Origin of the sequence: Azospirillum lipoferum (assembly GCF_024170005.1) — a bacterium.
Classification (GTDB): Bacteria; Pseudomonadota; Alphaproteobacteria; order Azospirillales; family Azospirillaceae; genus Azospirillum; species Azospirillum lipoferum.
Window position 1 is genome coordinate 497,445 of sequence record NZ_JALJXJ010000003.1, and the last position, 12,138, is coordinate 509,582.

At 68.9% G+C, this 12,138-nt stretch carries 13 protein-coding genes; 5 read left to right on the top strand and 8 right to left on the bottom strand.

From position 1 onward, the window contains the following. Positions 1-44 precede the first annotated feature (44 nt). Positions 45-770 (bottom strand): molybdopterin-dependent oxidoreductase, encoded by a 726-nt coding sequence (locus tag J2848_RS09835; protein ID WP_246193585.1) that lies wholly within the window; start codon positions 768-770, stop codon positions 45-47. Positions 771-1,024: 254 nt separating this feature from the next. Between J2848_RS09835 and J2848_RS09840 the strand changes: the two genes are divergently transcribed. Further along, positions 1,025-3,331, top strand: a complete 2,307-nt coding sequence (locus J2848_RS09840) for a mechanosensitive ion channel domain-containing protein (protein ID WP_170306923.1) — start codon at positions 1,025-1,027, stop codon at positions 3,329-3,331. 111 nt (positions 3,332-3,442) lie between these two features. Then, positions 3,443-3,922: a low affinity iron permease family protein gene (locus J2848_RS09845; RefSeq protein WP_149229209.1), complete on the top strand. Its 480-nt coding sequence runs from the start codon at positions 3,443-3,445 to the stop codon at positions 3,920-3,922. Between the two features lie 6 nt (positions 3,923-3,928). Here J2848_RS09845 and J2848_RS09850 read toward each other — a convergent pair whose 3' ends face one another. Continuing rightward, the gene (locus J2848_RS09850; RefSeq protein WP_149229208.1) at positions 3,929-4,501 is read right to left on the bottom strand and encodes a DUF2244 domain-containing protein; all 573 of its coding nucleotides are present in this window, start codon (positions 4,499-4,501) and stop codon (positions 3,929-3,931) included. Positions 4,502-4,554: 53 nt separating this feature from the next. Next, positions 4,555-5,031, bottom strand: a complete 477-nt coding sequence (locus tag J2848_RS09855; RefSeq protein ID WP_149229207.1) for a hypothetical protein — start codon at positions 5,029-5,031, stop codon at positions 4,555-4,557. A 312-nt stretch (positions 5,032-5,343) separates the two neighbouring features. Here J2848_RS09855 and nth point away from each other — a divergent pair, with 312 nt between their 5' ends. Next, positions 5,344-5,979: an endonuclease III gene (nth, locus tag J2848_RS09860; protein WP_149229206.1), complete on the top strand. Its 636-nt coding sequence runs from the start codon at positions 5,344-5,346 to the stop codon at positions 5,977-5,979. An 88-nt stretch (positions 5,980-6,067) separates the two neighbouring features. Here nth and J2848_RS09865 read toward each other — a convergent pair whose 3' ends face one another. From J2848_RS09865 to J2848_RS09880, 4 genes are all read right to left on the bottom strand, one after another. Next, positions 6,068-6,937, bottom strand: coding sequence for a bactofilin family protein (locus J2848_RS09865; protein ID WP_149229205.1), 870 nt, complete (start codon positions 6,935-6,937; stop codon positions 6,068-6,070). Between the two features lie 122 nt (positions 6,938-7,059). Next, entirely contained in the window at positions 7,060-7,755 is a 696-nt protein-coding gene (locus J2848_RS09870) for an EI24 domain-containing protein (protein WP_149229204.1), read from the bottom strand. A gap of 129 nt (positions 7,756-7,884) precedes the next feature. Then, complete coding sequence (gene fabF, locus J2848_RS09875; RefSeq protein WP_149229203.1) at positions 7,885-9,153, bottom strand: beta-ketoacyl-ACP synthase II; 1,269 nt, start codon at positions 9,151-9,153, stop codon at positions 7,885-7,887. Then, positions 9,150-9,623 carry a winged helix-turn-helix transcriptional regulator gene (locus J2848_RS09880; RefSeq protein WP_149229202.1) on the bottom strand — a complete coding sequence of 158 codons (474 nt, stop codon included), beginning with the start codon at positions 9,621-9,623 and terminating at the stop codon, positions 9,150-9,152. The genes fabF and J2848_RS09880 overlap by 4 nt, the downstream gene beginning before the upstream one ends. A 166-nt stretch (positions 9,624-9,789) precedes the next feature. Here J2848_RS09880 and J2848_RS09885 point away from each other — a divergent pair, with 166 nt between their 5' ends. Then, on the top strand, positions 9,790-10,785 hold the full coding sequence (locus J2848_RS09885; protein WP_149229201.1) for an adenosine kinase: 996 nt from the start codon (positions 9,790-9,792) through the stop codon (positions 10,783-10,785). 91 nt (positions 10,786-10,876) lie between these two features. Here the strand turns inward: J2848_RS09885 and J2848_RS09890 are convergent, their stop codons facing one another. After that, positions 10,877-11,356 (bottom strand): hypothetical protein, encoded by a 480-nt coding sequence (locus J2848_RS09890; protein ID WP_149229200.1) that lies wholly within the window; start codon positions 11,354-11,356, stop codon positions 10,877-10,879. Between J2848_RS09890 and J2848_RS09895 the strand changes: the two genes are divergently transcribed. Beyond that, the gene (locus tag J2848_RS09895; protein WP_246193583.1) at positions 11,349-12,005 is read left to right on the top strand and encodes a hypothetical protein; all 657 of its coding nucleotides are present in this window, start codon (positions 11,349-11,351) and stop codon (positions 12,003-12,005) included. The genes J2848_RS09890 and J2848_RS09895 overlap by 8 nt on opposite strands. The last annotated feature ends 133 nt before the right edge of the window (positions 12,006-12,138 follow it).

The window sequence follows — 12,138 nt, forward strand, 5'->3', positions numbered from 1 at the left end:
TCAGGTGTCACGGCAGGTCTGAGTTCACGGCCTGTTTCGGGCCGTCAGTCGGAATAGCGCTCCTCCAGCCACGGATCGGCATGGTTGTTGTAGCCGCGGACCTCCCAATAGCCCTTGCGGTCGCCGGCCAGCAGCTCGATCCGCTTCACCCACTTGGCGCTCTTCCACAGATACAGCTTGGGCAGGATGATCCGCACCGGTCCGCCATGCTCGCGGCTGATCGGCTGGCCTTCCCAATTGGTGGCGAGCAGCACGCCATCGTCGTCGAAGTCCGACAGGGCGACGTTGGTGGTGTAGCCGTCGAAGGAATGGAAGACGACGAAGCGCGCCTCCGGCTTCGGCCGGGCCAGCTCCAACAGGCGGCGGGCGCTGACGCCCTCCCACCGGTTGTCATAGCGCGACCAGGTGGTGACGCAGTGGATGTCGGAGACGAAGCTTTCCTGCGGCTGGGCCTGGAAATCCTGCCAGTTCCAGGACAGCGGGTTCTCCACCAGCCCGTCGACGGTCAGTGTCCAGTTGGCGGTCGTCACCTTCGGCGTGATGCCGAGGTCCAGCACCGGCCAGTCGGTCACCAGACGCTGGCCGGGCGGCAGCCGTTCCCGCGCCGGGTCGGCGGCATGGCCGGTCAGGGCACGGCCGTCGCGCGCCCATTGCTCCTTGGTGGCGACCAGCTTGTCGCGGACCACGCCCTCCTGCTCCACCTCCTGGCCGGGCTCCAGCCCGGTGGTCCTGTCCGCATCCTTGTCCGGTATGGCGGGTGTGTCGTTCATGGCTTGGCCTTTTCTCCGATTCCGGTCTTTCCGGCAGGGGTCCCGCTTAAAAAAGGAACAGACAGTCGGGTTGGCAAGCGGAAGCGGGAGAACTAACTTCCCGAAACCCGGCATATTGGAGCCACAGTTGCGCGCCACGGTGCGCTGTTTTCCGCCGATCCTGTCCCAAAGACCACCCGAGTGATTTGCCGATGATCCGGTCCGCAACGCCCGCCGCATCTCCCCCCGCACATGTTTGGGCACGCGCCTGGCGTTTGTTCCTGTCCGGCGGCCTGGCCGTCCTGCTGCTCGCGGTTCTGCTCGCCGGGCAGGGAATGCCGGCGCTGGCCGCCTCGCCGGCACCCGCTGCCCCGGCCCCGGCCGCCGCCCCCGCCGCCGCCGCTGCTCCGGTGGTGGTTGACGAGGCGACCGTCCAGCAGCTGGAGGCGCTGGTCGGCACGCTGGAGAACCAGGATGCGCGCACCCAGCTGGTCACCCAGCTGCGCAACCTGATCACCGCCCAGCGTGGCCTTGCCCAGGCGAAGGAGGCGGAAGGCGAGTCGGCGGTGCCGCAGACCCTCGGTGCCCGCGCGCTGGCCTTCCTGGCGGCGCGGATGGACGTGGTCAGCCGCCAGCTGGTGCAGGTCGCCAACGTCTTCTCCGACCTGCCGGGGGCGCTGTCCTGGATGCAGCGGCAGGCGCAGGACGACACCGCCCGCGAACGCTGGGTGCAGATCGCCATCCAATTGGCAATGATCCTCGGCATCGGCGCGGTGGCCGCCCGCGGCATTGCCTGGCTGCTCAGCCGGCCGCGCCAGGCACTGGCCGCCCGCCGTGTCGACTCCACTCTGCTGCGCATCCCGATGCTGCTGGGCCGGGCCGTGCTGGAACTGGCGCCGATCCTCGGCTTCATCGTCGTCGCCTATACGATCCTGTCGGTGACCGAGCCGGCGCCGCGCGTGCGGCTGGTGGCGCTGGCGGTGGTCAACGCCACCGTCATCACCCAGGCGCTGCTGATCCTGGTGCGCATGCTGTTCGCCCCCGACGCCCCCAACCTGCGGCTGGTCCAGACCAGCGAGGCCGGGGCGCGCCGCTGCTACATCTGGTCGCGCCGGCTGATCGCGGTGGCGGTATACGGCTATTTCGTCGCGGAGGGGGCCTATGTGCTGGGCCTGCCGCTGGGTGCCTACGGCGCGCTGCTGAAGCTGCTGGGCGTGGTGATCGCCGGCATGCTGATCGCGCTGATCCTGCAGAACCGCGTCGGCGTCGCCGACTGGATGCGCGGCAACCCACTGTCGGGCGACGGCGACCCGCTGGCGACCGCGCGTCGCGAGGCGGAAGGGCAGGGGGCCGTCCTGCGCACCGCGCGCCGCCGCTTCGCCGAGATCTGGCACGTCCTTGCCATCCTCTATGTCGTGGTGACGCTGGGCGTCTGGGTGCTGAACGTCTATGGCGGCTTCGAGTATCTGGCCCGCGGCACGGCGGTGACCATGGTGGCGGTGGTGGTGGCGCGACTGCTGGTGACCGGGCTGAACCGGACTCTGCGCCGCGGCCTGACCATGAACCGCGAGCTGGCCGGCAACCTGCCGCAGCTGCACACCCGCGCCTTCCACTATCTCCCCATCGTCCAGCGCATCGGCAAGGTCATCATCTGGCTGGTGGCGCTGGGCGCCGCGTTGAACGGCTGGGGCATCGACACGCTGGGGCTGGTCGAGTCGGCCGCCGGCCGCCGCATCGTCGGCAGCGCCATCTCCATCGGCCTGCTGCTGGCCGGCGCCATCGTCGCCTGGGAGGTGGTCAGCGCGCTGATCGAGCATTTCCTGCGCACCACCGACCGCAACGGCACCCGGATCGAGCGCAGCGCCCGCATGCGCACGCTGCTGCCGCTGCTGCGCAACGCCTTCCTGATCCTGCTGGTGACGATGGTGTCGCTGATCACCCTGTCGGAACTGGGCGTCAACATAGCACCACTGCTGGCCGGTGCCGGTGTCGTCGGTCTGGCCATCGGTTTCGGATCGCAGACCCTGGTCAAGGACATCATCACCGGCCTGTTCATCCTGTTCGAGGACACGGTGTCGGTCGGCGACGTGGTGGATGTCGGCGGCGGCCATTCCGGCACGGTGGAGGCGATCTCCATCCGCTCCATCCGCCTGCGCGACGGGGCGGGTGCGGTCCATTCCGTGCCCTTCAGCGCCGTCACCACCGTGAAGAACATGAGCAAGGACTTCTCGGTCACCGCCTTCAACGTCACGGTGTCGAACCGCGAGGACCCCGACCGCATCATCGCCATCCTGAAGGAGACGGGGGCCGAGGTGCAGGCCCAGCCGCAGTTCGCCGCCGACATCCTGACCCCGCTGGAGGTGCTGGGCGTCGACAAGCTGTCCGACACCGGCATCATCATCCTGGCCCAGTTCAAGACCCGCCCGACCCGCCAGTGGGGGGTGAGCCGCGAGTTCAACCGCCTGCTGAAGAAGAAGTTCGACGAGCTGGGCATCGCCATGCCGACCCAGTCGATGCAGCTGGTCGTCGGCCAGAACCCGCAGGACCGCGCGCTGGCGGAAGCGCTCAGCCAGGGGTCGTAACCCGCATCCTCCTGGCCGGAGGTGCAGGGTCCGACTGTACGGAAAGGGAACCGCCCGGCTCTGCCGGGCGTTTTCCTTATGTATGTCGGATGAACCGGAGCCTGCCGCACCATGGTCAGCGATGCCTTTTCCCGTTTCGCCCGCTGGATGGAGCGTCAGTCCGGCCGGCCGGGTGCCTTCGTCACCGCCTTCGCGGTCGTGCTGGTCTGGGGCCTGACCGGGCCGCTGTTCCACTTCTCCGACACGTGGCAGCTGGTGATCAACACCGGCACCACCATCGTCACCTTCCTGATGGTTTTCATCATCCAGAACGCCCAGAACCGTGACACCCAGGCCATCCACCTGAAGCTGGACGAGCTGATCCGCGCCAGCCATTCCGCCCGCAACGGGATGATCGACGTGGAGGAGATGCCGGAAAACGAACTGGCGAAGGTGAAGCGCAGCTTCGAACGTCTTGCGAAGACGGCCGAGTGCCTGGACCACCGTATCGACGAGAAGGTGGAACGGGCGGTCGAACGCGAAGTGGAGCGCGAGGTGGACGAGGAGCTGGAGGAACGCGGCCTGCCGGATCCCACGGATCGGCGGCAGTAGACAGCCCTATCCGGCTGGCGCCGGCGGGCAGGGAGGCCGGCGCCAGGAACGCAGCGCGTCGCCCAGCGCACGGGCGAATGTGGACCGTTCGTCCGGCGACAGGAAGGATCCGACCCCCACCGACTGGCCGTGCGAACTCAGCGTCACCTGCCCGGCGGCGCCGCGGCGGTCATGGTCGGCCGGCTCGTTGTGGGTGATCCGCAGCCAGTAGGGATGGAAGGACCAGCGCCGCTCCGGCCTCTTCCAATGGACCCGCTGCACTGTCAGCGCGGTGTCGGTCAGCCGCACCCGTTCATACTGGCGGGCGGAGCGGTAGCTGACGCGGAAGGCCAGCCACAGCGCCAGCACGTCCAGCCCGCAGAAGGGCACCACCGGCCAGGCGCCGTGGGCGACGAAGATGCCGGCGACGATCAGGTTCATCGCCACCACCACCGCCATCAGGACCCGGAAGCCGTTGCGGCCCAGGCTGCGGTGCGGGTGGAGGATGGCATCGAAGAAAACGCGCACGGACCCGCCTGCGCCGCCGCTTTCCGCGGAGGGAGGGCCGTCGGGCTGGGGACCGCTGATGTCGATGGGCATGGCGGCCATTCTAACCCAGGGCCGCCCGGCAAAAAACCGTGAGGAGGGCGGGGTTATGCCGCCTTCGACACCATCGGCACCGCGCCGCCGTTCAGTACCCAGGCCATGGCGCTGTCCATCCCGGCGAGGTCGCCCGCCGGGCGGCCTTCGATCTCCGCATCCAGCCCGCTTCCGGCTTGCAGACCCTCGGCCAGGACGAAGATCCGCGCCTGGTCGTCGATGCCGGCCGCGATCATCGCGTCGGCCATCACCGAGGCCCAGTGCCAGTCGGTCATCACCACCGCGCTACGCTGATGTCCGCAGCGCCGCGCCAGCGTCATCAGGGCGACGAGGATGTCCGGCCGCAACCCGTCGGCTTCGAAATGGTCGAACTCGACAAGGCTGCACCAGGGCGTGCCGCGGGCGCCAAGGGTGGCGCACAGTACCTCCACCTGCCGGGCGATGGCGTCGCGCTGGGACAGCGACAGGGTGCCCTGCAACCGGACATGCAGGCCCCAGTCCTTCAGTTCCACAAGATAAGACGCGGTCATATCGAAATACCCTTATCCGATCCGAACGCCACGACCAGGGTCATCCATGGTTCATTTAGAAGCATTCAAACGGTGTCTTGGCAGTCAACAAATCATACGCCACCACCCGAGGGACCGGAAAGCGGTATTCCTGCGACCAATTCTGTTTAATTAGCGTCACTTATTCCAAATTTTGTCGCAATTTGCGACGCAACGCTGCAGTTTGCTCATCTGTCCGTACGTCTGCATCGGACCTTGTCGGGCGCCGGCGGTGCCGTTCCGGTCCGTCCCGCCTCTGGCGCAAGCGGGGCCGTTGCGGCTATGCTGGCGGCCATGAAGCCCGCTGCCGTCCAGGAATTCTTCCGCCGCCTGTCCGCCGCCAACCCGGAACCCCGGAGCGAGCTGGAATACGTCAATCCTTACACGCTGCTGGTCGCCGTGGTGCTGTCGGCCCAGGCCACCGACGTCGGCGTGAACAGGGCCACCGGTCCGCTGTTCCAGATCGTCACCACGCCCCGGCAGATGGTGGCGCTGGGCGAGGAGGGGCTGCGCCGCTACATCAAGACGATCGGCCTGTTCAACACCAAGGCCAAGAACGTCATCCGCCTGTCGGAACTGCTGATCGAGCGCCATGGCGGCGAGGTGCCGCGCGACCGCGAGGCGCTGGAACAGCTTCCCGGCGTCGGCCGCAAGACCGCCAACGTCGTCCTGAACGTCGCCTTCGGGGAGGAGACCATCGCGGTCGACACCCACATCTTCCGCGTCGGCAACCGCACGGGGCTCGCCCCCGGCAAGACGCCGGACGCGGTGGAGGCGAAGCTGCTGAAGGCGGTGCCGAAGCTCTACCGCCGCCACGCCCACCACTGGCTGATCCTGCACGGCCGCTATGTCTGCAAGGCGCGCAAGCCCGACTGCCCGGTCTGCCCGGTCGCCGACCTCTGCGCCTTCAAGGACAAGATCATCGCCTGACTTGGTTTGATCGTGCCCGACCGGAACGCAAAACGCCCGGCATGGCGGGAGCCAGCCGGGCGTTTTCGCGTCTTGTGCCGGTCTCAGCTCAGACGGTCTCGGCCGCCACCTGCTCGACGACGGGCGCCGGGGCCGGTGCCGCAGCCGGCTGGGCCGGAGCGGCGGCGGGCTTGGCGCTGTAGAGCTGGATGTCGCCGATCAGCTGGCCGCCGGCATCCACCGCCAGTTCGCCGAAGCGGATCGACCCGGTGATCTTGCCGGTGGACCGCACGGTCAGGCGGCCGCGGACGGCGATGTCGCCTTCGAAGCGGCCGGCGATGTCGGCCTCCTCGATGTCGACCGATCCCTTGAACAGGCCGGTCTCGGCGATCTCGACCAGCCGGCCTTCGCGCAGCTTGGCCTCCACCGTGCCTTCGACCACCACCACGTCGCAGGAACCGATCTCGCCGGTCAGGGAGATGTCGCGGCCGACGGTCAGGCGGCGCTGTTCGGGCATGGCCGGAGCAATGGGGGCTACCGGAGCCTGGGCGACGGGAGCGGCGGCCGGGGTGGCGACGGGGATCGACGGCTGGCGCGGGGCGGAGCCCGGCATGTCGACGACCCGGCGCGGCACGTCGGTCTTGAAGCCGGCACCCGGCACGGACGGTGCGGACGGGGGCTTGGGAATGCTGTTCATGTCGGGTCCCTTCGAGGCGGAAGGCATGTCGGGATAGGCCGGGGCGGCGTGCTGCGTGTCGGCCAGGGCATGGGCCATGCTGGGGGCGGCCGCTCCGGCCGCGACAGCGGATGCAGGAACAGGCATCCCCTGTCCCGGAATCTGTGCCGGGTTGTTGAGGGAGGCGAGCGGCGACGAGACGGCGCCGGGCTCGCCCGGGGTGTACGGACGGACACCCGGCTGCGGCGGGACGGGGCTGTCGGCCTTGGGAGCGGCGGGCGGTGTCTTTCGTCCGAACAGCATGAGCGGTTCCCCCAATCTGGACATTCGGGTGGCGGGATGGCCTGGAAGCCGGGAAGGCGGTCGCCACAGTCGGTTTCCGGGCGGCCGGTTTCCGGGCAGGCGACGGTGTGCGGCCGTGCCGCCTAGCGGCGTATCACGGTCGTCCGGCCTGCCGCAAGGGGCGCCGACATGGACTGTAGGACATGAACCATGAAGGCGCTGGCGACGACCGGGACCAGCAAGTTGACGAAGGGGATGGTGGAAAGGAAGGCAATGACGACCCCGGCCAAAAAAGGTTTCAGCGGTCTGGCACGCCGCATCATCCGGGCGGTGGCGCGGTCCATCCGCCGGTGCGCGACCATCTCGAAATACTCCCGTCCCAGCAGATAGCCGTTGATGGTGTAGAAGACGACCAGGTTCAGGCCCGGCGCGAAGAGGTAGACCGGCAGGGCCAGCAGGTTGATCGCCAGCACCAGCAGCAGGAAACGCAATGCCGTCGCCAGCTCCTCCAGCCAGCCGGCATGGCGCGGGGCGGGCAGGGCGGGATAGTGCCGCGCCTCGACCCGTTCCACCACCTCGTCCAGGAAGAAGCTCGACACCGTGCCGACGGTGGCCGGGAACAGCAGCCACGCCAGCACCAGCACCCCCAGCCCGCCCAGCACGTCGATGGTGGCGTCGACCCAGCCATAGCCGGTCAGCGGCGTCGCCGCCAGCGCCCAGGACGCGCCGACGGCCAGCAGGGCATAGGCGAGCAGCGAGACGAACACCCCGATCCACACCACCCGGCGCACGCGCGGGTCGGACAGCTGGGCGAAGGCAAGCACGAGGGCGCGGATCATCGGCGGTCCGTAAGGCGGTGGAGAAAGGGCGCGCAGCCGCCCGCATATCTACGGTCGCCGGGCGCCGGGTTCCAGTCCCCCCTCTCTTCCCCCTCTCCCTCTTCCGGCCGCCGCCCGTCAGGCCACCCGTCAGTCCGCCGGGCTGAACACCAGCGCGGCGTTGGTTCCGCCGAAGCCGAAGCTGTTCGACAGGACGTGGCGGATGCGCCGTTCCTTCGGCCGTAGCGGCACGAGGTCGAGGTCGCAGCCTTCCGACGGCGCCTCCAGGTTCAGGGTGGGCGGCGCCACCTGATCGCGCAGCGCCAGGATGGAGAAGATCGCCTCGACCGCCCCCGCCGCACCCAGCAGATGGCCGGTCGCCGATTTGGTCGAGGACATCGAAAGTCCGCCCGCCGCTGCGCCGAACAGGCGCTTGACCGCCGCGATCTCCACCGGGTCGCCGGCCGGGGTGGAGGTGGCATGGGCGTTGACGTAGTCGACGGCGTCCGGTGCCAGCCCCGCCCGCTTCAGCGCGGCGCGCATGGCGCGGAAGGCACCGTTGCCGTCCTCCGCCGGGGAGGTGATGTGGTAGGCATCGCCTGACAGGCCATAGCCGGTGACCTCGGCATAGATGGTGGCACCGCGCCGCTTGGCGTGTTCCAGCTCCTCCAGCACCAGCACGCCGGCGCCTTCGCCCATCACGAAGCCGTCGCGCTCGCGGTCCCAGGGGCGCGACGCGCTGGCCGGGTCGTCGTTGAAGCCGGTCGACATCGCGCGGGCGGCGCAGAACCCCGCAATCCCGAGCCGGCAGATCGCCGCCTCGCTGCCGCCGGCCAGCATGACGTCGGCGTCGTCCATGGCGATCAGCCGGGCGGCATCGCCGATGGCGTGTGCCCCGGTCGCGCAGGCGGTCACGGCGGCATGGTTCGGACCGCGGAAGCTGTAGCGGATCGAGACATGGCCGGATGCGAGGTTGATGAGGGTCGACGGCACGAAGAAGGGCGAGATGCGGCGCGGCCCCTTCTCGTGCAGGGTCAGCGCCGCCTCGGCCAAGCCGGGCAGGCCGCCGATGCCGGAACCGATCATCACGCCGGTGCGCTCCTGCGCCTCCGCGTCCGCCGGGTGCCAGCCGGCATCGGCCACCGCCTCCTCCGCGGCGGCGAGCGCCAGCAGGATGAAGCGGTCCATCTTGCGCTGGTCCTTGGGCGGCACCACCGCATCGGCATCGAAGGGGGCATCGAAGGCGACGTCGCTGCTCTCCGGAACCTGCCCGGCGATGCGGCAGGGCAGGTCGGCGACATCGACCCCGCTGACGGCCCGGATGCCGCTCCGTCCGTCCAGCACGGCGCGCCAGCTCGACGCCACGCCGGCCCCGAGCGGCGTGACGGCGCCCAGGCCGGTGACCACGACTCGTCTCATTCGCATTCGTCCTTTGCCCATGTCGTCTTTGCAGGGATCGTGAATTCCGGGCGCAGCCGCTCCGGCCGGATTGCTTCCCCTGTGGTCCGGTCGATCAGCAGCGGTTCGACCGGCAGGCCAGTCTCGCGGTCGATGATCCGGAACGCCTCTTCGGACCCCAGCCATCGGCCGCCCCAGTCCGCCATGGCGATCAGCACCGGCAGGAAATCCCGCCCCTTGTCGGTCAGGTGATAGCCATGGCGCAGCGGGCGGTCCTGGTAAGGCCGCTTTTCCAGCAGCCCGGCCTCGACCAGAGCGTGCAGGCGGCGGGTCAGCATGTTGGTGGCGAGTCCGATGCTGCGCTGGAACTCGTCGAAGCGGGTCAGGCCCAGCATCGCGTCGCGCAGGATCAGCAGCGACCACCATTCGCCGACCTCGTCGAGGCTGCGGGCGATCGGGCAGGGAACGTCGGTCAGTCGGGTGCGTCGCATGGCGGCGACTGTCCCACAGTGACTTTCATCTTGCAAGCTACTACCAGCATCGCCGCAGCCGGAGAACATCCGGAGTGCTTCCAGGAGCTTCACTTGTGATGCGGGCGGCGGCGGCTATACTCGCGCCGCAACATCGCCTTCACCGTACGACCTTTCAGGAGAGCCCATGACCACGTCTGCCTACGACGTCACCGGCATCGGCAACGCCATCGTGGACGTGATCGCCCACGCCGACGACGCCTTCCTCGCCGCCAACACCATCGAGAAGGGGGCAATGACGCTGATCGACGCCGCCCGGGCGGAGGAGCTGTATGGCCGGATGGGGCCGGGCGTGGAGGTCTCCGGCGGCTCGGCCGGCAACACCATGGCGGGCATCGCCATGCTGGGCGGCCGCGGCGCCTATATCGGCAAGGTCGCCAGGGACCAGCTGGGCGACGTGTTCCGCCACGACATCCGCGCGTCGGGCGTCGCCTTCGACAGCGCGCCGCTGTTGGGCGGGGCGCCGACCGCCCGCTGCCTGATCCTGGTCACCCCGGACGCCCAGCGCTCGATGAACACCTATCTCGGCGCCTGCGTCGAGCTGGGGCCGGAGGACATCGACGAGGCGCTGATCGCCGGCTCGCAGGTGACCTATCTGGAAGGCTATCTGTGGGATCCGCCCCGCGCCAAGGAGGCCTTCCGCAAGGCGGCGGAGATCGCGCACGCCGCCGGCCGCAAGGTGTCGCTGTCGCTGTCCGACAGCTTCTGCGTCCATCGCCACCACGCCGAGTTCGTCGATCTGGTGGAACGTCATGTCGACATCCTGTTCGCCAACGAGCATGAGATCGGCGCCCTCTACGGCACCGAAAAATTCGAGGATTCGCTGGCGGCGGTGAAGCGGCTGGGCAAGACCGCGGCGCTGACCCGCAGCGAGAAGGGCGCCGTCATCGTGTCGGCCGGCGAAGTGGTCGAGGTGTCGGCCGAGCCGGTGGAGCGGGTGGTCGACACCACCGGCGCCGGCGACCTCTACGCCTCCGGCTTCCTGTTCGGCTACACCCGCGGCCTGTCGCCGGCGGTCTGCGGCCGGCTCGGCGCCGTCGCCGCGGCGGAGATCATCAGCCATGTCGGCGCCCGGCCGGAGGTGAACCTGCGCGAGCTGGTCGCCGGGAAGGGCATCCTGTAACCGCGATCTGCCGATAACCGCGACCTGCGTGTCAGATCGCAAAGACGCCGCCGGCCGCATTGCATTCTGCAACTGCGGCCGGTTCCGTTTTTCAATTCAGCTGGCCGTCCAAGACCGGCCGTTCCGGCACGCTGATCCTGGCGCACAGCAGAGCCATCGCCGTTCCGCCGTCCGGGGCGGCCACCGCCCAGCGCTCCGGCCGGTCCGGCCGCGGGACGGTCATAAGCCACAGCCGGTCCTTTTCGCCGAACCGTTCGTTCAGCAGCGTGTATTCCCGCGGACCCTGACGGCGCAAGTCGTTCAGCCGGCTCTGCAAGTCCACCGCCTGGGCGTTGCGCACGGTGATGGCCTCCTCCACCTGCCGAAGCTCGGAATCCAGCTGGTGCATGTCGCGGCGCAGGGCGTCGGTCGACCGGGCCAGTTCGGCCTGTCCCTGACGCAGCTGCGACCGGCGGCGCTGCACAGCGGCGATCCGGTGGCCGATCCGCAGGATCGACACGGTGATCCAGCTGAGGCAGGCCGTCAGGATCACCATCTCCAGCACGAACAGCAGCGGTGTCTGCGTGCCCATCGTCCTCTCCGCTCCCGCGGCACGCTCCTTGCGTGCAGCCTTGCCGGCGCTTCAGCAACAGGCGTGCCAAGGACGGGTGCTGGGGCCGGGCACTGGTGGATCAGGAAACGAGGTGGTGATGGAGGCGGTGCGGACGATCCTCGACTCGGCGGTTCCGCTGGTGGCGGCGCTGGCGGTGTTGTGCCATCTGTGCTGGGTCGGCATCCGGCGCGGCTGGGAACGGGTGGCGGGGCTGGACCGGTTGCGGCGGTCGGTGCTGCCGTTGAAGGAACGCCGGCGCGCCGAGACCGAGGCGCTGGCCGACCTGACCTGCCGGCTGGAGGAGGCGAAAGGCCGGCTGTCCGCCGCCGAACAGCGGATCGACCATCTTCAGCGCCAGATCGACACGATGACCAAGGAACCGCCGGTCTTCCTGCACATCCTCGGCGCCCCCGGCGGCAACCGGCGCAGTTTCCGGGCGGAGGCGCAGTACGACACCAATGCCGCCGCCGCGGCCCGCGCCGCCGGCAAGCCGGTCAATCCGGCTTGGCGCTACAACAACCGCGTGCTGGCGCATGCGCAGGATCTGCAATCCGCCCGGCGCGAGGCGGAGCATATCTTCCCGCACAAGGGTGGTTATCAGGTCTTCTTCCATGGGGCATCGCCCTAATTCCAATGGGCATCGCCCTGGTTCCAAGGGACGGGTTCCAAGGGACGGCGCCCTGACCGGTTTCCGTTTTTGCAAAAGCCCACCGATAACAGAAATAATTCCTATAATCTCCGCAAGAGATCCCATCATTCTG

Excerpts from the sequence above, each read along its gene's own strand:
- J2848_RS09880 (WP_149229202.1), bottom strand. The coding sequence starts at position 9,623 with ATGCGACGCACCCGACTGACCGACGTTCCCTGCCCGATCGCCCGCAGC.
- J2848_RS09855 (WP_149229207.1), bottom strand. The coding sequence starts at position 5,031 with ATGACCGCGTCTTATCTTGTGGAACTGAAGGACTGGGGCCTGCATGTC.
- J2848_RS09850 (WP_149229208.1), bottom strand. The coding sequence starts at position 4,501 with ATGCCCATCGACATCAGCGGTCCCCAGCCCGACGGCCCTCCCTCCGCG.
- nth (WP_149229206.1), top strand. The coding sequence starts at position 5,344 with ATGAAGCCCGCTGCCGTCCAGGAATTCTTCCGCCGCCTGTCCGCCGCC.
- J2848_RS09845 (WP_149229209.1), top strand. The coding sequence starts at position 3,443 with ATGGTCAGCGATGCCTTTTCCCGTTTCGCCCGCTGGATGGAGCGTCAG.
- fabF (WP_149229203.1), bottom strand. The coding sequence starts at position 9,153 with ATGAGACGAGTCGTGGTCACCGGCCTGGGCGCCGTCACGCCGCTCGGG.
- J2848_RS09865 (WP_149229205.1), bottom strand. The coding sequence starts at position 6,937 with ATGCTGTTCGGACGAAAGACACCGCCCGCCGCTCCCAAGGCCGACAGC.
- J2848_RS09890 (WP_149229200.1), bottom strand. The coding sequence starts at position 11,356 with ATGGGCACGCAGACACCGCTGCTGTTCGTGCTGGAGATGGTGATCCTG.
- J2848_RS09870 (WP_149229204.1), bottom strand. The coding sequence starts at position 7,755 with ATGATCCGCGCCCTCGTGCTTGCCTTCGCCCAGCTGTCCGACCCGCGC.
- J2848_RS09885 (WP_149229201.1), top strand. The coding sequence starts at position 9,790 with ATGACCACGTCTGCCTACGACGTCACCGGCATCGGCAACGCCATCGTG.
- J2848_RS09835 (WP_246193585.1), bottom strand. The coding sequence starts at position 770 with ATGAACGACACACCCGCCATACCGGACAAGGATGCGGACAGGACCACC.